The organism is Ruminococcus bicirculans (ex Wegman et al. 2014) (assembly GCF_000723465.1).
GTDB lineage: Bacteria > Bacillota > Clostridia > Oscillospirales > Ruminococcaceae > Hominimerdicola > Hominimerdicola aceti.
Genome location: NZ_HF545616.1, coordinates 726,496 through 746,299, shown reverse-complemented (window position 1 = coordinate 746,299; position 19,804 = coordinate 726,496). Strand labels below are relative to the sequence as shown.

Annotated in this window: 20 protein-coding genes and 1 riboswitch; of the genes, 9 read left to right on the top strand and 11 right to left on the bottom strand. The window is 43.9% G+C overall.

Going from position 1 to position 19,804, the window contains the following annotated elements:
* Positions 1 to 28: 28 nt before the first annotated feature.
* The 7 genes from RBI_RS03310 (at position 29) to RBI_RS03280 (ending at position 10,914) form a co-directional block, all read left to right on the top strand.
* Positions 29 to 1,399: a glycoside hydrolase family 32 protein gene (locus RBI_RS03310; RefSeq protein ID WP_038671043.1), complete on the top strand. Its 1,371-nt coding sequence runs from the start codon at positions 29 to 31 to the stop codon at positions 1,397 to 1,399.
* A gap of 14 nt (positions 1,400 to 1,413) precedes the next feature.
* Positions 1,414 to 2,367 carry a carbohydrate kinase family protein gene (locus tag RBI_RS03305; protein WP_038671041.1) on the top strand — a complete coding sequence of 318 codons (954 nt, stop codon included), beginning with the start codon at positions 1,414 to 1,416 and terminating at the stop codon, positions 2,365 to 2,367.
* Positions 2,368 to 2,636: 269 nt separating this feature from the next.
* Positions 2,637 to 4,133, top strand: coding sequence for a sodium-dependent transporter (locus tag RBI_RS03300; protein ID WP_038671039.1), 1,497 nt, complete (start codon positions 2,637 to 2,639; stop codon positions 4,131 to 4,133).
* Between the two features lie 375 nt (positions 4,134 to 4,508).
* Positions 4,509 to 6,779, top strand: a complete 2,271-nt coding sequence (locus RBI_RS03295; RefSeq protein WP_038671037.1) for an ABC transporter ATP-binding protein — start codon at positions 4,509 to 4,511, stop codon at positions 6,777 to 6,779.
* 16 nt (positions 6,780 to 6,795) lie between these two features.
* Positions 6,796 to 7,338 carry a DUF1854 domain-containing protein gene (locus RBI_RS03290; RefSeq protein WP_038671035.1) on the top strand — a complete coding sequence of 181 codons (543 nt, stop codon included), beginning with the start codon at positions 6,796 to 6,798 and terminating at the stop codon, positions 7,336 to 7,338.
* Between the two features lie 35 nt (positions 7,339 to 7,373).
* On the top strand, positions 7,374 to 9,554 hold the full coding sequence (locus tag RBI_RS03285; protein WP_038671033.1) for an ABC transporter ATP-binding protein: 2,181 nt from the start codon (positions 7,374 to 7,376) through the stop codon (positions 9,552 to 9,554).
* A gap of 46 nt (positions 9,555 to 9,600) precedes the next feature.
* Positions 9,601 to 9,672, top strand: a riboswitch (Fluoride riboswitch).
* Positions 9,673 to 9,714: 42 nt separating this feature from the next.
* Positions 9,715 to 10,914 carry a cation:proton antiporter gene (locus RBI_RS03280; RefSeq protein ID WP_038671031.1) on the top strand — a complete coding sequence of 400 codons (1,200 nt, stop codon included), beginning with the start codon at positions 9,715 to 9,717 and terminating at the stop codon, positions 10,912 to 10,914.
* 364 nt (positions 10,915 to 11,278) lie between these two features.
* On the opposite strand, the gene RBI_RS03275 is transcribed toward RBI_RS03280, so the two are convergent.
* Entirely contained in the window at positions 11,279 to 11,731 is a 453-nt protein-coding gene (locus RBI_RS03275) for a DIP1984 family protein (protein WP_038671029.1), read from the bottom strand.
* A gap of 12 nt (positions 11,732 to 11,743) precedes the next feature.
* The gene (locus RBI_RS03270) at positions 11,744 to 12,979 is read right to left on the bottom strand and encodes an RtcB family protein (protein WP_038671027.1); all 1,236 of its coding nucleotides are present in this window, start codon (positions 12,977 to 12,979) and stop codon (positions 11,744 to 11,746) included.
* Positions 12,980 to 13,121: 142 nt separating this feature from the next.
* Here RBI_RS03270 and RBI_RS03265 point away from each other — a divergent pair, with 142 nt between their 5' ends.
* Both RBI_RS03265 and RBI_RS03260 read left to right on the top strand, forming a co-directional pair.
* Positions 13,122 to 14,366 carry a WYL domain-containing protein gene (locus RBI_RS03265; RefSeq protein ID WP_038671025.1) on the top strand — a complete coding sequence of 415 codons (1,245 nt, stop codon included), beginning with the start codon at positions 13,122 to 13,124 and terminating at the stop codon, positions 14,364 to 14,366.
* On the top strand, positions 14,363 to 15,310 hold the full coding sequence (locus tag RBI_RS03260) for a WYL domain-containing protein (RefSeq protein WP_038671023.1): 948 nt from the start codon (positions 14,363 to 14,365) through the stop codon (positions 15,308 to 15,310). The genes RBI_RS03265 and RBI_RS03260 overlap by 4 nt, the downstream gene beginning before the upstream one ends.
* A gap of 50 nt (positions 15,311 to 15,360) precedes the next feature.
* On the opposite strand, the gene RBI_RS03255 is transcribed toward RBI_RS03260, so the two are convergent.
* The 9 genes from RBI_RS03255 to RBI_RS03230 form a co-directional block, all read right to left on the bottom strand.
* Positions 15,361 to 15,555, bottom strand: coding sequence for a hypothetical protein (locus tag RBI_RS03255; protein WP_051706390.1), 195 nt, complete (start codon positions 15,553 to 15,555; stop codon positions 15,361 to 15,363).
* A gap of 192 nt (positions 15,556 to 15,747) precedes the next feature.
* Complete coding sequence (locus tag RBI_RS03250) at positions 15,748 to 16,866, bottom strand: iron-containing alcohol dehydrogenase family protein (protein WP_038671021.1); 1,119 nt, start codon at positions 16,864 to 16,866, stop codon at positions 15,748 to 15,750.
* A gap of 196 nt (positions 16,867 to 17,062) precedes the next feature.
* Positions 17,063 to 17,467, bottom strand: coding sequence for an ABC transporter permease subunit (locus RBI_RS15540; RefSeq protein WP_325213448.1), 405 nt, complete (start codon positions 17,465 to 17,467; stop codon positions 17,063 to 17,065).
* Between the two features lie 169 nt (positions 17,468 to 17,636).
* Positions 17,637 to 17,858 carry an ABC transporter gene (locus RBI_RS15535; RefSeq protein WP_022287770.1) on the bottom strand — a complete coding sequence of 74 codons (222 nt, stop codon included), beginning with the start codon at positions 17,856 to 17,858 and terminating at the stop codon, positions 17,637 to 17,639.
* Entirely contained in the window at positions 17,767 to 18,225 is a 459-nt protein-coding gene (locus RBI_RS15530; RefSeq protein WP_117859444.1) for a cytidylate kinase family protein, read from the bottom strand. Before RBI_RS15530 ends, RBI_RS15535 begins: the two co-directional genes overlap by 92 nt.
* A complete protein-coding gene (locus RBI_RS15380; RefSeq protein WP_022287768.1) occupies positions 18,167 to 18,385 on the bottom strand; it encodes a cytidylate kinase family protein in 219 nt (72 codons plus the stop codon). The genes RBI_RS15530 and RBI_RS15380 overlap by 59 nt, the downstream gene beginning before the upstream one ends.
* A 90-nt stretch (positions 18,386 to 18,475) precedes the next feature.
* A complete protein-coding gene (locus tag RBI_RS14915) occupies positions 18,476 to 18,610 on the bottom strand; it encodes a helix-turn-helix domain-containing protein (protein ID WP_158455068.1) in 135 nt (44 codons plus the stop codon).
* 46 nt (positions 18,611 to 18,656) lie between these two features.
* Positions 18,657 to 19,073 (bottom strand): hypothetical protein, encoded by a 417-nt coding sequence (locus tag RBI_RS14910; RefSeq protein WP_038671019.1) that lies wholly within the window; start codon positions 19,071 to 19,073, stop codon positions 18,657 to 18,659.
* A gap of 45 nt (positions 19,074 to 19,118) precedes the next feature.
* On the bottom strand, positions 19,119 to 19,619 hold the full coding sequence (locus RBI_RS03230) for a hypothetical protein (RefSeq protein ID WP_038671017.1): 501 nt from the start codon (positions 19,617 to 19,619) through the stop codon (positions 19,119 to 19,121).
* Positions 19,620 to 19,804: the final 185 nt, after the last annotated feature.

Genomic DNA, 19,804 nt, shown 5'->3' with positions numbered 1-19,804 from the left:
GTCAACGCATTAAAAGGAGAGGATATAAATGGATAACAAAGAAAAACTGGAAAACAGAGAAAGAATAAAGAACGCAAAATGGCGTCAGAGATTTCATATCGAACCGCCTGACGGCTGGCTCAATGACCCGAACGGTCTGAGCTTTTACAAGGGCGAATATCATGTTTATTTTCAGTACAGCCCAATTGCCGCTGACGGTCACACGCCAAGAGGCTGGGGACATTATCACGGCAGCGACCTTATGCACATGACTTATGACAGAGCAGTTATGATGCCTGACATTCCTGAGGACAGCCATGGTGTTTACTCAGGAAGCGCCATTGAAAATGACGGTGTTCTGCATATTTTCTACACAGGTAATGTGAAGATGATAGGCGATTATGATTATGTCAAAGCCGGCAGAGGTGCGAACGTTATCCACGTCACCACCACAGACGGAAGCAAAATGAGTGAAAAGCAGGTACTTCTCAGAAACAGCGACTACCCTGATTTCTGCTCATGCCATGTGAGAGATCCAAAGGTGTGGAAAGAAGGCGACGCATGGAAAATGGTGCTGGGTGCAAGAACTCTTGACGACGAGGGCTGTGTGCTTGTATACGAATCTGACGATCTTATAAACTGGAAATACACCGGCAAAGTATACAAAGAGGGCTACGGCTATATGTGGGAATGCCCTGACTATTTCGAGATAGACGGCAAGGGCTTTTTAAGCACCTGCCCGCAGGGTATGCCCCACTATGAAACAAAATGGCAGAACCTTAACGAATCAGGCTACTTTCCTGTTCAGGGCAAGCTTGAGGACAGCGTTCTCGGTGACTTCACCGAGTGGGACATGGGCTTTGACTTCTATGCACCGCAGACATTTCTTGACCCACAGGGCAGGAGGATACTCATAGGCTGGCTTGGCATGGATAACAAGGTCTACGGCAATGCCACAACTGAACTTGGCTGGCAGCACTGCCTTACCATACCGAGAGTTGTAACTGTTGCACCCAACGGCAAGCTCAGACAGCAGCCTATAGCTGAATTTGACGAGCTTAAAAGCAACGCACGCCGTCAGAGCAGCGGTCAAACTGCAGAATATCCTCTGCCATTTGAGCTTGACGGCGAGCCTGCGGACAGCTTCAGCATATCCCTTGACGGCAAGCTGGAACTTGACTTTGATAAAGAGAAAAAGCTCTTTACAATGAAATTTACTGACGAAAAATACGGCTGTGGCAGAACAACAAGAAATGCAGAGATAGACAGCGTGAGAAACATAAGAGTTATCGCAGATATGTCAAGCATTGAGGTATATATCAATGACGGCGAAACTGTAATGTCAACAAGAATATATCCCGATAATGGCAGCGTAAAGCTTAAAGTAAACGGCTTTGAGGCACAGGTCTGGGACATCTGAGAGGAGGAACTGCAATGGGAAACACACTTTTTGCCATAGGCGAAGCACTGATAGATTTTATTCCTGCACAGACAGGCTGTGCCTTTGAAGAAGTAACGGCTTTCAGCCCTAAAAGCGGCGGAGCGCCTGCAAACGTCTGCGGAGCGTTCACTATCCTTGGTGGAAGCTCGAAATTTATCACTCAGCTTGGTGATGACCCATTCGGAAGAAAGATAGCAGGCGACCTTGCAAGGGCTGGAATCGACACTTCCCTTGTGAGCTTCACCGACAAGGCGAACACAGCTTTGGCTTTTGTGAGCCTTGAAAATGACGGCAACAGGACGTTCTCATTCTACAGAAAGCCCTCCGCAGATATGCTTTTTTCAGCGGAGCAGGTAAAAGAGGAATGGTTTGAGGACGCATACGCACTGCATTTTTGCAGTGTTTCCCTTGGAGATTTTCCGATGAAAGACGCACACAAAAAGGCTATCGCCTATGCACGTCAAAAAGGCGCAATGATAAGCTTTGACCCTAATCTGCGTTTTCCTCTTTGGAACGACAAGAAAGCTCTGCATGATACCGTGAATGAGTTTATACCAATGGCTGACATTGTGAAGATATCAGACGAAGAGCTTGGATTTATCACAGGTGAAAACGACATCAAAGCCGCTCTGCCAAAGCTTTTCACAGGCAATGTGAAGCTTGTGATATACACCTGCGGCTCAGAGGGAGCATATGCTTTCACAAATAACGCTCAGGCTTTTGCAGAGAGCGAAAAGGTGAAAGCCGTTGACACAACAGGTGCAGGAGACGGATTTATAGGCTCGTTCCTATATGCACTGAAAACTCTCAATGTGACCGCCGAAGGTCTTTGTGACCTTGACAATGCACAGCTAGAACGCTGTATAGCGTTTTCAAATAAATTCTGCGGTGAAAGCGTTAAACATCAGGGCGCTATCGACTCCTACAGAAAAATAGAATTTATATAAATTTGCATAATAATTATCCTTTAATAATACATTTCCTTAAAACAAAGCCTTCCCCTTTTGGGAGGGTTTTTGTTTTCGGCAAAATTTCACAAAACATTTTGCAGTATATGTAGGGGACGGCGCCCTCGACGCCCCGCTTTTGCGTTTTTGAAAGGCTCGTTTTAGCACGTTTTAGCATAGTAACATGATACTTTGTGAAAATTTGACAAAAGCCACGATATACTATATAATAGAGATTGTATGACTATTTTTACAGGAGAATATTTTTTATGAACGAAAATAAAAACAGAGCAACCTTTCAATCACGATTGGGATTTATACTTGTGTCCGCAGGGTGTGCCATTGGTCTTGGCAACGTGTGGAAATTTCCATACATCTGCGGACAAAACGGCGGCGGAGCTTTTCTGTTCCTATACCTTATCTGCCTTGTACTGTTGGGTCTTCCAATACTCATATGCGAATTTGCCATAGGCAGAGGAAGCAACCGAAGTCTTTCTCAGGCTTTCAACCGACTTGAAAAGCCCGGTAGCCGATATCACTGCACGAAGTACACGAGCATTGCAGGAAACTATCTGCTCATGATGTTTTACACCATGGTCACAGGCTGGATGTTATACTACGCTTTTAAATATGCCACTGGCTCGTTGGACGCTTCAAGCACCGCGGCAACGGCTGAGGCTTTTAAGGATATGCAAGCTTCCCCGTGGCTCATGCTCATATTCTCGGCTATCGTTATCATACTTTGTATCGGTGTTTGCGCACTGGGATTGCAAAACGGCATTGAAAAGGTAACGAAAATTATGATGATACTGCTTATGGCGCTCATGGTGGTGCTGGCAGTGAACTCTATCAGGCTGAAAGGCGCTTCTGAGGGGCTTAAATTCTTTCTTGTGCCGGACTTTGACGTATTTAAAGAAAAAGGCTTCACATCAGTGCTTTTCGCCGCAATGACTCAGGCGTTTTTCACACTAAGCATAGGCATAGGCACAATGGAGATATTCGGAAGCTATTTGAAAAAGGACCGCACTCTTGTAGGCGAGTCTGTGAACGTTATCGTTCTTGACACTGCCGTGGCTGTCGTTGCGGGACTTATCATAATCCCTGCCTGCTTTGCATACGGAATCGAGCCTGATTCAGGTCCGTCACTGCTTTTCATTACTCTGCCTAACGTTTTCCACCATATGGCTTCAAGCCGTTTGTGGGGAATATTCTTCTTCATCTTCATGTCATTTGCGGCGCTTTCCACCGTTATCGCAGTGTTTGAGAACATTATCACAATGTCGGTGGAACTGTGGGATTGGAGCAGAAAAAAATCACTTATTGTAAACCTTGTGATGATACTTGTGCTTACAATGCCTGCTGTGTTTGGATTTAACCTGCTGAAAAATATCCAGCCAATGGGCGCAGGTTCGACTATCATGGACCTTGAAGACTTCTTGGTATCATCTAATCTTCTGCCGCTTGGCTCTCTTGTGGGAGTGCTTTTCTGCGTTCGCAAAAACGGCTGGGGCTGGGAGAACTTCATCAAGGAAGCCAACACTGGCAAGGGCAAGCATATCCCTAACTGGCTTCGCAGCTACATGGCCTACGTTGTGCCTGCACTTATCTGTTTCATCTATCTTAAAGGCTACTATGACACATTCTCAAACAGAAGTCTGCCGGTCCTTATAGGCTGGATGTGCTTTGCGGTGATACTTCTTGTGCTGATATTCTGGGCAGCTTTCTCAAAAAGCAAAAAAAATTTGGAAAATCCTATTGACAAATAGAAAGTTTGGCTATATAATAAACCTTGCGTGATGTTTCACGAAAAATCGTATAATGATAAACGCTATAAGAATAAACTGAAAGGTGGTGGGTGAAATGAGAAATATTCTTTTTGATCTTCTAAAGACTAACGAGAATATAAGCCTTACAAATAATGCAAGTTCGATGTGCCTTTCAGATGTCATTTTGCCTGCCCTTATTGCCAAAAGCTAATGAGATTTTTATCAGCTTTCTGGATATTATACTGCAGATCTATTGCGACCTCTGATATCAGGTATCAGAGGTCTTTTTTTGACCTGTTATAGGCAGTTACGTTATGCGAATTTACAGAATTATATCGGAAGAATATGAAATTTATCCCGAAAAGGAGGGAATACATGAAGTTTTTTGACGTTTTGCCACAGCTTGCAGAAAACGAACTGCTAAAGCGTGGAGTTATGACTGACGAGCTGCTTTACTGCGTAAAAGCTGACCTTGACGGTGAGGGCGGATATGTGGACGTATACATAACTTTCACAAAAGACACCCTTTGCATACTCCGTGGCTATGAAGAATACGGAAAAATGAAGCGTGGGCAGAAGAGAAAAAATCTCGTAAGCTTCACAGTATCAGGCTATGATGAATACCCCATAGACAGCATTGAAGAAATGTTTGTTGACCGCTATGCAAATTCCGCAAGACTTATGATAAAGGACAAGTCAGGCAAGGAATTCCCTATAGCGAGGTTCTCACTTGGCTTTGCTGACAAATTTGAGAAATTCAGCCAGCGTGTGAACTGCACAGCCAAGAACGAGCCTATTGACGACCGCCTGCTGGAAGGAGTAAAGACCCACTGCCCTACCTGCGGTGAGCCTTATCCTGACCCTAACCGCCCTGTCTGTCCGAGATGTGTAGACAGACGCTCGGTGTTCAAACGCCTGCTTTCTATGTTCGGTGAATTTAAGGGTGCGGTATTTCTCATACTGCTCACCATAGTTTTAAGCAATGTTTTCGCAGTGCTTTCGCCGATATTCGGCTCTCAGATGCTCTATGATGATGTGCTTGCGGAAAACGGAAAATACTATGGCAAGATACTCATGATAGTAATGCTCATCGTGGGCATTAACATTGCAGGAATGATAATGCGTATCATTTCAGGCATTATAACCTCAAAGGTCGTGCCTGTTGTTACGCACCGGCTTAGGGTGAAGATATTCTCCTCAATGCAGCGGCTTTCCCTTGACTTTTTCACAAGCAAACAGACAGGCTCGCTTATGTCCAGGGTCGACAGAGATAGTCAGAACATCTACTGGTTTTTCACGGATATAGTGCCGTATGGACTTACAAACGTGGTAAAGATAGTGGGAATTGCGGTGATAATGCTCACAATTTCGCCACTTCTGTCACTTGGTATAATCCTCACTATCTCGGTGATAGAGATAGTTCAGCACCAATTTTACAAAAGCCAGCGCAAGCTTTACCGCAAATATGACGTTGCAATGCGTTCTGCAAACTCGGTGCTGTCTGACGTTATGAACGGTCAGCGTGTGGTAAAGGCTTTCGCCCGTGAGGACAGAGAAATAGAACGCTATAGGGTAAAAAACACTGACGCATTTTTGATAAACTCAAGGATAAACTCACGAATAGCAAACACTATCCCTGTTATATGGACGTTCTACAGGATAGTGAACAAGCTTGTTTTCTGCCTTGGCGCAGTGCTTGTTATAAAAGGTCACATACTATTCGGCGCACTTTCAGCACTTATTTCCTATACCGAAATGGCTATGGATCCTATCAACTTTTTCACATGGATAGGCGACCGCTGGGCAAAATGTATGGACGCCGCATCAAGAATGTTTGAGATAATGGACGCTCTGCCTACTGTAAAAGAGGACGAACACCCTGTTCACATGGAAAACATGAGGGGCGATATCGAGCTTAAAAATGTATCCTTTGAATATGAAGCAGGACACCCTATCATAAAAAACGTTTCTTTCAAGGTGCAGGCTGGGCATATGTTTGGAATCGTTGGTAAAACGGGTGCAGGAAAATCCACTATCATAAACCTTATGGCAAGGCTTTATGACGTAACAGGCGGTGAGATAACCATTGACGGCGTACCTATCAGAAAGATAGCTTTTGACGATCTGCGCAGAAATATCGGAATAGTTTCTCAGGAAACTTTCCTTTTCATAGGGTCGATAGCTGACAATATCCGCTATGCAAACCCTGACGCAACCATGGAAGAAGTTATCGAAGCGGCAAAGTCCGCAAACGCACATGAGTTTATAACAAAGCTCCCTGAGGGCTATAACACTAAGGTCGGCGAGGGCGGAATATCCTTGTCAGGCGGTGAAAAGCAGAGAATATCTATCGCAAGGGCTATCATTCAGAAGCCTAACATACTTATCCTTGACGAGGCGACCGCTTCCATGGACACAAGGACAGAGCGAAAGATACAAGCCGCTATCGATAATCTGAAACAGGGCAGGACGATTATTTCTATCGCACACCGCCTTTCAACTCTCCGTGACGCTGATATGCTCTGCGTTATCGAAAATGGAGAGCTTAAAGAAATGGGAACACATGACAAGCTCATAAAAGAAAAAGGCAAATATTTCGAGCTTTACAAGCTGCAATCTGAAGCATTGCAGTTCATAAACGAATAGTAAGGAGATGAACACAATGGCTGAAAATATTACTGCTGAGCAGGAGGTCTACGAGGTCGATAAGCTGACCTTGCTTGACTGCAAAAAGATACGCCTTGCAAAGGAAGAAAGCGGTTTTCTTACCCTCGATTATGAGGGCAGGACTTATCACAAGGTAAACCCCACAAGGCTCATACCATTTTACTCAAAGACCACCTACATAAGCCTTTCATACGAAAATTCCGAAAAAGAGTTCCGTGAGATAGGCGTGATAAAAGATATGGCGGAGCTTGACAATGAGCAATACAAGCTTCTTGACAGTTATCTTGAATACAAATACTATATGCCTGAGATAACAAAGGTCTACAGCATAAAGGACAATATGCGTGGTGCGATCTTTGTAAAGGCTGACACAACTTCAGGGCAGAAAACTATCTGTATCCGTGACTGGTATCAGAATTTCAGAATGATAGGCTATGATTATCTCTACGTCAACGACGCAGACGGCAACAAATATTTTTGCCCTGACATTCATAAGCTTGACAGAAAGAGCCGTCAGGTGCTTGAAATGTACACCTAAAAGGTGTTAGACCACACTGAAAGGAGTGTGAAAATATGGATCTAAAAACCTCTCTTCCTGAAAACGCCAAGGCAGATATCATATATTCCCTGCCTGCAAACTTCACCTGTAAGGGCGACAAAATGGACGGACATTTCTGCGTGACAAAAGAAAAGATATACATTTACAACGGCAGTGAGATAACACTTGAATACAGCATAGACGATTTCTCCGAGTTTGAGTGCAAACAGCAGATAGGCACTTCAATGGCTCAGGGAACGCTGAAAAGCGGTGAAACTATCTGCTTCTGCGGTTTTTCGCAGGATCAGTTTCTCAGATACGCCGAGCTTATGAAGCTTCTTGACCACTGTTTGCGCACAGGCGAGCTTATGGAGATAACCGACACGGAAGAGCCTGTATGCCCGAAATGCGGTCTGCCGCTGGAGGGCGCAAAGGAATGTATCTACTGCACTGGCAAGGGCAAGACAATGGTCAAGCTCATAAAACGCATTGCGCCATACAAGAAATATTTTGCGATCGCAGTTATATGCACGATACTTTCCGAGCTTATTTGGGTGCTTGCGCCATATCTTGACAGAGTTATAATCGACAAGTATGTTACCCCGAAAAACACCCATTGGGCAGGACTTGCAGGAGTTATCATCACTATCGTCACCCTGCTGCTTTTGGCAGGAGTGTTTGAGTTTTTCAACATGAAAAACAGTTTCAAGGTCGCACTCAATCTGGGACGTGACCTTAGGCAGGAGATATTTGAAAAGTCACAGCAGCTTTCCATGAACTCCATATCAAAGCGAACAGCAGGCGAGCTTATCAACCGTGTTTCAAGCGACGCCGCAAAGCTTGAGGACTTCATCACTGCAAACGGCAAGGACGCCATAGTAAAAATACTTTCCCTTGTGATAATAGGCATACTGCTTTTTATTATGGACTGGCGGCTTGCGCTTATGACAGTTTTGCCTGTGCCGATAGTTTTCATAATAGTGCAAAAGCTTTTTGACGCCATGGCGATACGCTACACAAAGGTATGGAAAAACGGCGTTTCTCATGGAGAAACTTTGCATGATATCTTAAACGGCATAAGAGTTGTAAAGTCCTACGGCAACGAGGTAAGGGAGATACAGCGCTACACAGAATGTTCCGAACGCTGGGCGAAAAGCTGTGTTCGTGCGGAAATGATGTGGTATCTCACCATTCCTGCCTCAGAATTTATCCTCACCATTGGTAACTTCTTCGTACTGTATTTCGGCGGAAACATGATTCTCGACCACACCATGACATTAGGTCAGCTTATACAGTTCACCACCTACGTTGCAATGCTTTACGAACCTATACGCTGGCTCATACAGATACCGAGAAATCTTGCGGACACCTCAGTTTCCGCAGGCAAGGTCTTTGAGATACTTGACGAGGACACTGACGTTCGTGATTGTGATGACCCTATTGACCTTGACATTCAAGGCGATATCGAATTTGACGGCGTTTATTTCGGCTACAAGGTATACAATCCTGTGCTGAAAGACATAACCTGCAAGATAAACAAGGGTGAGATGATAGGCATTGTGGGACACTCAGGTGTGGGAAAATCCACAATGATAAATCTTATTCTCAGACTTTATGACTGCACGCAGGGAGAGATACGCATTGATGGTGTGAACATAAAGGATATTGCACAGCACAGCCTGCGTTCACAGGTGGGCGTGGTGTTGCAGGAAACTTTCCTTTTTGACGGAAACGTACTTGAAAATATAGCATATGCAAAGCCTGACGCTACCTTTGAGGAGGTAATAAGGGCAGCGAAAATTGCGAATGCACATGACTTTATCACAAAGCTCCCTGACGGCTACAACACCCGAGTGGGCAACAAGGGCTATCAGCTTTCGGGCGGCGAACGTCAGAGAATTGCCATTGCAAGAGCGATACTCCATGACCCTAAGATAATAATACTTGACGAGGCGACGGCTTCTCTTGACACTCAGACGGAGAAGCAGATACAAGACGCTTTGGGCAAGCTCACAAAGGGCAGAACGACAATCGCCATTGCTCACAGACTTTCCACCCTCAGCAATGCCGACAGGCTTATCGTCCTTGACAAGGGCAGACTTGCAGAGTTCGGCACTCACGCTGAACTTATGCAGAAAAAGGGCGTATACTACAAGCTCGTTATGGCTCAGCGCCAGACCACAAAAATGAAAAAAGCCCAACCGCAGACCTGTTAAGCACTTGACATTATCACGGCAATGTGGTAGAATACAATAGTAAAATCTCATATCGGGGAATGATGTTCTCCCCTGGGAAACCTAAACCGCTTATTAAGCTGATGACTTCTGTTTTTTACGCAGGAGTTGTCAGCTTTTTTGATTTCTGGGAGGTATGATTATGTTATTTTCACTGGCTGTGATCTTTCTTATGGGGCTGTCAGCCGCCGCCATTTTTCAGGCTATCGGTCTGCCGAGGATAATCGGTATGCTTGCAACGGGCATTCTCACAGGCACTTACGTTCTCGATCTGCTGGATCCTAAGATACTTGGCATATCCTCAGAGCTTCGGCAGATAGCCCTTATCATTATCCTTATCAAAGCAGGGCTGTCACTCAATTTGTCTGATCTGAAAAAGGTGGGCAGACCTGCGGTCATGATGTCATTTCTGCCTGCAAGCTTTGAGATATTGGGATATTTTATCCTTGCTCCGCTGCTTCTTGGGATAAACCACACGGAAGCCGCTGTTATGGGTGCGGTGCTTGGTGCGGTATCCCCTGCGGTGGTAGTGCCGAGAATGGTGAAGCTTATGGAAGAAAAATATGGCACTGAAAAAAGCATACCGCAAATGATACTTGCGGGAGCTTCATGCGATGATATTTTCGTTATCGTGCTGTTCTCCACATTCGTAACAATGGCGCAGGGCGGCTCTGCAAAGGCGACAGATTTTCTCAATATCCCTGTGTCAATAATCCTCGGAGTGCTTCTCGGCTCGCTGTCAGGGTTTGTGCTTTTCTATATTTTTGAGATATCCTACAGCAAAGGTAACAAAATAAGAAACAGCACAAAGGTCATCGCTATCTTGGGCTTGGCATTCCTGCTCATGTCAGTGGAAACATTTTTGAAGCCTTATGTGGCTGTATCGGGACTTCTTGCAGTTGTGGCAATGGCTTGCGTGATAAAAATAAAGGCTGACAAAAGCGTGTCTGCAAGGCTTTCAGAAAAGTTCGGCAAGCTTTGGATAGCCGCTGAGGCTGTGCTTTTTGTCCTTGTTGGTGCGGCAGTGGACATACGCTACACCCTTACGGCAGGTGTGGCGGCTGTGCTTCTTATTTTCGGAGCGCTTATTTTCAGAGCCGTGGGCGTATGGATATGTCTTCTCGGCACGAAGCTGACCCTTAAAGAAAAGCTTTTCTGTGTAACGGCATATATGCCAAAGGCGACAGTGCAGGCGGCTATCGGCTCAGTGCCGATGTCCCTTGGTCTGCCCTGCGGAAAGATAGTGCTTTCTGTGGCTGTGCTTGCGATCCTTATCACAGCACCCCTTGGTGCAATAGGCATTGACCGCAGCTATAAAAGGCTTCTTGCACACGAAGAGTAAAGTGGCGTAAAATAGGCGATTGCGGCACTCTCTGCACATTTTATGAGTGAATAATTTTTGATTTCACACATTTTATGAGGGAACAATTTGAGCATTTGCACATTTTACGAAATATTCTGATGACATTGCATAAAAAAATCGGCACGACCAAATCAAGGTCATGCCGTTTTTCATATCCCTACCCTATCTACAGTTGATGCAAGGTGGTAATAAGAATTTGTTACGATACGCATGTTACGTTGCTGGCAATGCGTTGTCAAATGAGGACTTGAACCTCTGAAACCTGCCCGAAGTTTCTGCCCATAATCAGCACATTCTCTGCTGATAGAGATACATCCACCCTGTAGATATCCCACCCATTTCATCACACCAGTTCTGTTGTCCAGTTCAGCTCCTGAATTTTCTCGTCCACAGTTCTCAGTTCTTTTGCAAGACCGTCAACCGTTTTCTGTATCTCTGTCACAGGCACAGTGCTGACTATTTTTATCTCTGTTCTTGTCATTCTTGTGACACGGTCGCTTGCGGTATTCAGAAAATCCCGCAATACCCTTACCTTCTTTTTCAGACAATCTCTGTGTGCAAGAAGCTCTGTGATAGTCTTGCCCTCGTATACTGTTCCGCTGTTGGTCAGATTTATCCTCGCCACCAGGTCTTCAAGACGGACTATCAGCCTGTCAAGCTCCTCCATAAGAGCCTTTGGGTCTTCCGCAGGAACATCGCCCTCCTGCACCTTTGCGTTATTGTCAAGTCTGACTGAGATCGTGTTTATTCTGTTCTGGATATCAGAACGTTCAGCCAATGCAGTTGCAAGTTTCATATAAATTACCTCCTATCCTTTGACAACACCCACTGTGAAAAGCTTCTTTATAGGGGTCGTCAGGTCACTTTGATTTTTCATAACAACATCTATATCCTTGTAAGCAAAGCGGCACTCCTCAGCCACGTCTTTCTTACTAGTCTTTCCAAGCACCACGTTTCTTTGCCTCAGGTCTACCATAACAGACTCAACGGAGAATTTCTCCTTTGCGCCTGTGCGTGAATAGTTTCTGCCTGCACCATGAGAAGAAGTCAAAAAGCTTTCAGCCTTGCCCATGCCCCTGACTATATAGCTGTTTGAGCCCATAGATCCTGGGATTATAGCGACTTCGCCCTCTGCCGCATGGATAGCGCCTTTGCGGTGTACCCACACGTTCTCACCGTAGTGATTTTCCAATGCGGCATAGTTATGGTGACAGTTTATCTCGTCACTATAGTTCGATGTGATACCCGTATACTTCTCAACCTGCTCTGTGAAAATATGCTTTACCTTTTCAAGCATTACCTCTCTGTTTTCAAAAGCAAAGTCCATTGCAAGCTTCATCCAGTTGAGATATCTCTGACCCTCGTCTGTATCCACAGGGAGAAACGGCAAATTATACTCTGAGGAAACAGTTGAAAAATACTTGTCATTCATCTCATGGGCTATCTTGTTGAAATACTGCCCTATCATGTTGCCGAACATTCGGCTTCCCGAATGGAGCATTATACAAGCCATGCCACTTTCGTCTTCCTGTATCTCGATAAAATGGTTTCCACCACCCAATGAGCCAACGGAATAATATCCCTGCTCGATAAATTTCAGCAATTCGCTGTCAGCATTGTATCTTTCTATCTCGCTTTGCGCCTTATCAAGCACGGCAGAAGTCTGTGGCTTGCCGTAGTGACTAAAACCCACCGGGATAGTACGGAGTATATTTCCTACTATCACCTTTATAAGCTCGCCGCTCCCTGTTACAGTGTCACGAAGAATGCTCACAGGGATATCTGTCTGCACGAAAGCCATTCCACAGCCGATGTCAACGCCAACTGCATTTGGGATTACCGTATTTTTGCAGGCTATCACACCGCCTATAGGCATTCCCTTTCCTGTATGAGTATCAGGCATCAATGCGATATGGTCATGGGCAAATGGAAGATTTGCAAGGTTTATCGCCTGCTCAAGACAGCTTTCCTCGATATCGTCTATAGACTCTGTCCATATCTTGATCGGTACTAGCATTTTATCTTTATCATAATATTCAAACATTTTGTGTACCTCCTACTTTTGCTGTTGTATGTATTATAGCAGATAGATACAAAATAATCATATAAAAAAAGGTGCGAGGTTTTGTTATGTATTGCAATGGGAGTATAGATTTGGTATAATGTTATCAAAGGAGGTGTTCTGAATGGCAGTATATTCTGAACTTATAAAAAATTTTGAGAAGATAAGAGAATATGTGCGTGATTTCTATATCTTTGGATTTCACACAAGAGAAAGCTTTGACGCAAAAAGCAAGCGCACCTATGACAACGAAAAGCGCAGGATAGAAAGCTGGCTTTCAGACCACGTTCACACCTCTTTGGAGGGTCACAAAAAGAAAGTATCTGTGCAGGTGGATTCGGGCAACATTTTTCAAAACCCACTGTATCAGTGCTATCGTTCAAAAACCTTTACGGACAATGATATCCGTCTGCACTTTATTTTAATGGACGCTCTTGAAGATAACGCCATGTCGGTATCGGAGATAGCAGACTATGTTTCTGCAAACTACGGCATGATAATAGACGTGCAGATAATCCGTATCAAGCTAAAGGAATATGTAAAAGAGGGCTTGGTGTCGGAGGTCAAAAGCGGAAGAAATATCCTATACACCAAAACCGGTTGTTACACAGATGATATTGTAAGCAGGTATAAGGGCTTGGGGGATATGATAAAATTCTTCTCTGAGGAAAATCCTTTTGGCGTGGTGGGCAGCTTTATCATGGATAAGCTGGGTGCGAAAAATAATATTTTTGTGCGTAAGCACGCTTACATGGTGCATACTCTTGATGATGAGATACTCATTGATATCATGGGGGCAATGGAGCAGAAAAAGGCTGTTCTGCTATCCTGCGTAAGCCGAAAGAACGACAAAAAGCACGAGATAACAGCCGTTCCGATGAAGATACATTGCTCGGTGCAGACAGGAAGAAATTATCTTATTATGTATTTCACAAAGCAGAAACGTTTGATGTCTGTAAGGGTGGATTCCATTGTGAAAGTGACTCCCCTTGATGTGGTAGCTGACTATGATACATATTACAGATATTATGAGGACAACCGCAGATTTTTATGGGGAACGAGCTTCGGAAAAGCTCGCAAATACGGACAAAAAGAGCATATCCACATGGAAATAGCGGTAGACGAAACGAAAGAAATGTATGTTGTGAAGCGTTTGGAACGTGAAAAAAGAAGCGGTACTGTCGCAAAGATATCAAATGGGCTTTACTCCTTTGACATTGACCTTTTTGACGCTAACGAAGCCTTCCCATGGATAAAAACGTTCATCGGCAGGATAGTGGCATTTGAAACAACAAACGAGGAATTGCAGGATAAATTTGATTCGGATATCGCAAGGCTTTATGAAATATACGGAGGTGCTGACAAATGAAACTGTTTTCGGAAATTTACAGCACCTATTACAGCATAACGGAGAAAATTCTGAAAAGACACACTGTCACAAAGGCTGAGATAGCAGATATAATCAGACAAAACGGCTTTTCTGAAAGCGTTCTTTTCCTCGAACCTAAGCTCACATGTGAGGACGGATATGGTCTGCTGAAAAAAGAGGACAACATATACAGATCTATCCTGAAAAAAGAGCCTCATATCCCGCTGACGGCACTTGAAAAAGCATGGCTTTGTGCAGTGCTAAGCGACCCGAGAAGCGGTCTGTTTCTTGACACTGAGCAAAAGTCGCAGTTGACGGAACTGCTTGATGCGAAAAAGTTATATCAGAGAAACTTTTTGACCTGCTTTGACCAATATTCTGACGGTGATGATTTTCATGACCCACAGTACATACAGCATTTTCGGGATATACTCTCGGCTATCCATGGCAAAAAGCTTATCAAAATAAGCTTTCAAACAAGAAAAGACAACCGCATCACACACTATTTTCTGCCCACAAAAATCGAATACTCTGCCAAAAACAACAAGTTCAGGGTATATGTGAACCGATACCAAAAACGCAGAATAGTTGACAGCGGAATTATAAATCTGTCGCAGGTCACGCTAACTAAGTTGACAGATATAACGCCTGATAGCTTTTTAGCTGTCACAGACAAGAAAAAACAGGCAAAAATAAAGATACTTAACGAGCGAAATGCGGTAAATCGTTTTATGCTTGAATTTGCAGAGCTTGAAAAAGAGTCGGTCTTTGATGAGGACAGCGGTGAATGTATGGTATCTATTAAATATGATGAGCAGAATGAAAATGAGATAATAATACGTTTATTGTCATTCGGACCTGTGGTGGAGGTGCTTTCGCCATATGATTTTCGCAGGAAAATCAAGGAGAGGGTGGACAGGCAGTTGGCTTTGATGAAAAAATAAAACAAAGGCTCTCTGCCGTTTATATGGCAGAGAGCCTTGCTTTTTATCGTTTAAAAGATTTGCCCGTCAAGCAGCATCACAAAGTCAAGCTTCGACACAAAATCAGCGTCATTTCTAAGCTGACTAAGCACATAATGTTCAAGACAGTCGGGAAGGTAAACGTTCCAAAAGCTCTCCCTTACAAGGTTTTCGACTTCATAGTATTCTTCTTTTTTCTCTAAACGAATCACAATATTTTTATTCATTGTTTTACCTCCTGAATGTTGTAAATGTCAACTGCTTCTCAGCGAGAGGTTTTAAAGATCGCCGTAACCCCCCCGTTTACGCTGCAATCTCCATTGTGTTGTACTTGTTCAAAAAGCACTCTCCTATTTTTATTATTTATAACAAAGCCATACGGCTCAGTCACCATTTATATATGCTGTTGTTCTTTGTTATTATGCCTTTGCTAGAAATTCCTTTCCTGCCCTATCGGTATCAAGTATCGCCTTGATAAACTTTTCTTCTGTAGGCTCGCCAGGAACATAAGTCCACTCAACAACGCTTGCCGCCTTATGTGCAATGGCTGGGACATCTTCTTCTGTCAGGGCTATCTCGTCCAAAGTACATGGCAGACCTATACTGCGGTTGAACTCAAAAATGCGCTGACGTTCTTCATACTGCTCGTCATATGTAAGCAGGCAAAGCACGCCGAATGAAACTATCTCTCCGTGGAGGTGATCATGCTCGCACTTTGGAAACAGCGAAGCGCCATAGTAAACGCAGTGGGCAAGAGATGAATTATAATAGTAATCGTCCTTTGGATCGGGGTTGTTCTGATGAACAGTAAAATTTGAAACAAGACCTGTTGTAATGATAATATCAAGAGCTATCTGCTCGATATTCTTTGAAGAAACGTTATTTCTGCAATCCTCAAGTGCTTTTTTTCCGTAGGATACAAGCGGTTTTGTGCATGCCTCTGCAAGAACTCTACCAAGCAAAGGCGTATGGGTCATATCCTTATCACGGCAGGCAAAGACCACCTCGTACTCTTTGCTGAGAGCGTCACCTATACCAGCCCAGAAAAGCTTTTCAGGTGATTCTGCGATTATTTTTGTGTTGATGAAAGTATGGAGCGCAGGTGCTTTGAGGTAAGCATATTCCTTGAAAGTGCCGTCAGCGTTGTAGATAACAGATATTGCCGTGCAGGAAGCGCAGTTTGAAGCAAGGGTCGGGAAAGTGAAAAACGGCTTGTCAATTCTGTCGCAAAGGGTCTTTACAGTATCAACGGCACGTCCGCCGCCAACGCCAAAGACCATATCTGCATTTTGCACTTCCGGCATAGCTTTAAGCATTTCAATGTTCTCATAATTTGAGTCGCCGCCATACCATATGAAGTCGGTTATCTCAAGGTCAGAGCCTTTGAGAGCCGCAAGCAGTTCAGGCTTAGCCTTTTCCATAGCGGTCTTTCCACCGATAACAACAGCGGTTTTTCCATAACGTCGGGTAACATAAGGTATTTCTTTGTAGCAGTCGTCGCCAATAGAGTAGCTTGGTAAAAATTCGTTGTAAGACATATTCTTTCCTCCGTTATTTTTAACGGCATTTTCTACCGTCATAATTATATGATTTAATAATACAACTATTTATAGAGTAATTTTGTGATATTTTGTTAATAATTATTAAAAATATATCAAAAAGCGGCACTGCCACTGAAAAATGCTCCCCTCTTTCTGAAAAATCTGCTTAGTTTCATTGAACGAAACACCTCCCTTACTCGTCAAGATTTCTGCTCTTGATAACGAAAAGTCCCTGCGGACGCTTCTGCAAAAAGATAATAACGATAAGCAGAACAATAGCTTTTGCGATAGTTGATGAAGTATAATTCTCTGTAAAAATGCTTGCAGAGCCTATTATCACAGAGCCGATAGCAGTGCCGAGAAGCTTGCCGACACCACCGAGAACGACTGCCATAAAGCTGTTTACTATGTAGCTCTGACCCACAGTCGAGTCGATAGAACCAAGAAGCGCCACCAAGCAGCCTGCGATACCGGTAAGACCTAAGCCGATAGCAAAGGTAATGTTATCCACCTTGCGTGAGTTTATGCCCATATATTTCGCCATTGTTCTGTTTTGCATAACAGCTCTCATCTGCTTACCGAAGTTTGACTTATACATTATAAACCATACCAGAAGCAGACAAAGTGCCACAAGAAGAATGATGAAAAGTTGTTGTATGAGAATGTACAGCCGCCTATCTTTATTCCACCGTTTAAGAATGACGGTGCTGTTACGTTTACACCCTGTGTGCCGAAAATGCTTCTTGCCGCCTGCTGTAAAATAAGGCTTATGTCCCTGTTGCAAGCAAGCCGTCTATCTCTCGCCCGTATAATCGGGAAATGATAAACTTTTCAAGCAAGCTTCCAAGGATGAACGTCACACCGAATGCGGCAGGTATCGCAACAAAATAATAAACGTCACGAATGCTTTCGGGACAGTATTTTACGAATATCTGCTGAACGACATATGTTGTATATGCGCCTATCATCACAAACTCTCCGTGAGCCATGTTTATGACCCTCATAAGTCCGAAGGTTATTGCAAGGCCGAGAGAAGTAAGAAGTCTGATAGATCATTCTGTGGGCTTCTTCCTCGGTGACACCAAGGCGTTCAATAACATTTTTTACGCAGAAAGCTCTTGGAGCTTCTATATACACGCTTACGGTGTTGTCATAGTCACGCAGCAGGTGATTTGCACATTTTCCAATGATAATGCAGGATTGCTGCTTGGCAAGCTCCTTGATTATCTTCGCCTGAATATTGTAAAGATTAACGTCAGAAATGAAGCTCTTGTCCGTCGGCTCAACGATATCGTCCTTATTCGCAGACTTCATAAGCCTTTTGATAAGGTGGTAGCCCCTCAGCTTTTCGTCCACCTGAAAAAAACAGATCCTTGTTTATTCCGCTGTAGTTTGAAGCCATGCTGAGTATCTGGTTTTCATAGCAAGGTATCCCAAGCTGTTTTGAAAGAGCAAGTCCGATCTGCTTTCCTCCGCTTCCGAAGCCTCTTGCTATGGTAATAACGAAATTGTCCATTTCTATCACCTCCTGTGCTTATAGTATAGCACAGGGGTCAAAAGATAAAAACACTAAAAATCAGAGAAAACCCTATATTTTTCAGACAAGTCACAATGATTGCTTATATTGTGCAGGGGAAACGCCAGTTATCTCTTTGAACACCTTTGTGAAATAGTCTGCACTGAAATAGCCAAGCTCCTCGCTTATCTCATAGGCTTTCATGCCGCTTTGCCGCAGAATCACTTTTCGCGCTGTTCGCCCTGTCTGCTTCTTCTTTAGCCTGCCACATTTACACCTCGGCTGTTTCACGCTTTTTAAGCTCATTTTGAAGTATCTGCGAAAGTCGGTTGAAAAGCTCGCCAAAACGAAAAAGCTCATATGCTCCCTTTGGGGACACACGGACGTTTGGAAGGTCAAATTCGGCAGAATTTTCATTACGCTTTGAAAGGCTCTCGGAGTAGTCGTTTATAGGTCTGACATAAAGGCTTTCAAAAACTATCAGCACTATGCCCACAATAACAAGTACGCTCGCTGAACACACAAGCTGTATCACCAGTGCAGTTTCACGTCCTGCGGCAGCGCTTTCCACCTCTGCGTCAAGACGTTTATTAAGAGCCTGACGAAAGCGTTCTATAGGCGACATTATCATAGTTTTGGAGTCGTTATAAAAGCTGTCATAAAGTATCTCACGGGAACGTTCCTTCATTTCATCAGAGCTAAGATCACTGTATTCCTCAGGCAGGGGCGTATTCTACACAATGGAAACATACTCAGCCAATCTGCCGTCCTTGCTGTCACCAAACTGTTTTGCTGTTATCCCTTTTGCAGTGAGCATAAGATTCATTGACACTGTTTCGGTCTTTATGAGAGTATCAGAATACTTTTTTGCTTCCGCAAGAAGCGCAGTTTCGTTCTCAGGAGGGTCAATGGCGGAAAGGCTGTTTATAACACGATCACGAGTCTTTTCCTCATAGACCTCATACCAATAATTATAAAGGTGTTCGATATCCCCTGTTACGGAGAATTTTCTAGCTTCATCGGTAAGATAATCGGAAGCGTCCGCAAGCTCCTGTCCAAGGTCAGAAAGCTCTCCCCTGTTCGATTGTGCGGTATTTTCTCTGTCGATACACTGGGTCATATATCTGCTGCTCATTAAAGTAAGAGCCGTAATAAGAAGAAACACCACAACTGCACAAATGGTGACATTGCGGCTTTTGAGCGCACTTCTGCCCTTATTTTCATTGACTTTCACAGAAAACACCCCCACAAAAAATAAAAAACGCCCCGTGAAAATTACACGGAGAGTCATTGCCCTTAAATTATTACCTGAAAATCACATCATATTTTTGCAGTTTTGTCAACTGTTGTGGAATTCAGGCCACGGGAATCAATTTTCAAAACAGAAGTATAAAATAATCACATTTTTATTACAAACTG

Bases quoted from the DNA above. Each gene is read 5' to 3' on its own strand.
- RBI_RS03310 (WP_038671043.1), top strand. From the start codon at position 29: ATGGATAACAAAGAAAAACTGGAAAACAGAGAAAGAATAAAGAACGCA.
- RBI_RS03305 (WP_038671041.1), top strand. From the start codon at position 1,414: ATGGGAAACACACTTTTTGCCATAGGCGAAGCACTGATAGATTTTATT.
- RBI_RS03300 (WP_038671039.1), top strand. From the start codon at position 2,637: ATGAACGAAAATAAAAACAGAGCAACCTTTCAATCACGATTGGGATTT.
- RBI_RS03295 (WP_038671037.1), top strand. From the start codon at position 4,509: ATGAAGTTTTTTGACGTTTTGCCACAGCTTGCAGAAAACGAACTGCTA.
- RBI_RS03290 (WP_038671035.1), top strand. From the start codon at position 6,796: ATGGCTGAAAATATTACTGCTGAGCAGGAGGTCTACGAGGTCGATAAG.
- RBI_RS03285 (WP_038671033.1), top strand. From the start codon at position 7,374: ATGGATCTAAAAACCTCTCTTCCTGAAAACGCCAAGGCAGATATCATA.
- RBI_RS03280 (WP_038671031.1), top strand. From the start codon at position 9,715: ATGTTATTTTCACTGGCTGTGATCTTTCTTATGGGGCTGTCAGCCGCC.
- RBI_RS03275 (WP_038671029.1), bottom strand. From the start codon at position 11,731: ATGAAACTTGCAACTGCATTGGCTGAACGTTCTGATATCCAGAACAGA.
- RBI_RS03270 (WP_038671027.1), bottom strand. From the start codon at position 12,979: ATGTTTGAATATTATGATAAAGATAAAATGCTAGTACCGATCAAGATA.
- RBI_RS03265 (WP_038671025.1), top strand. From the start codon at position 13,122: ATGGCAGTATATTCTGAACTTATAAAAAATTTTGAGAAGATAAGAGAA.
- RBI_RS03260 (WP_038671023.1), top strand. From the start codon at position 14,363: ATGAAACTGTTTTCGGAAATTTACAGCACCTATTACAGCATAACGGAG.
- RBI_RS03255 (WP_051706390.1), bottom strand. From the start codon at position 15,555: ATGAATAAAAATATTGTGATTCGTTTAGAGAAAAAAGAAGAATACTAT.
- RBI_RS03250 (WP_038671021.1), bottom strand. From the start codon at position 16,866: ATGTCTTACAACGAATTTTTACCAAGCTACTCTATTGGCGACGACTGC.
- RBI_RS15540 (WP_325213448.1), bottom strand. From the start codon at position 17,467: ATGTATAAGTCAAACTTCGGTAAGCAGATGAGAGCTGTTATGCAAAAC.
- RBI_RS15535 (WP_022287770.1), bottom strand. From the start codon at position 17,858: ATGGCTCACGGAGAGTTTGTGATGATAGGCGCATATACAACATATGTC.
- RBI_RS15380 (WP_022287768.1), bottom strand. From the start codon at position 18,385: ATGGACAATTTCGTTATTACCATAGCAAGAGGCTTCGGAAGCGGAGGA.
- RBI_RS14910 (WP_038671019.1), bottom strand. From the start codon at position 19,073: ATGAAGGAACGTTCCCGTGAGATACTTTATGACAGCTTTTATAACGAC.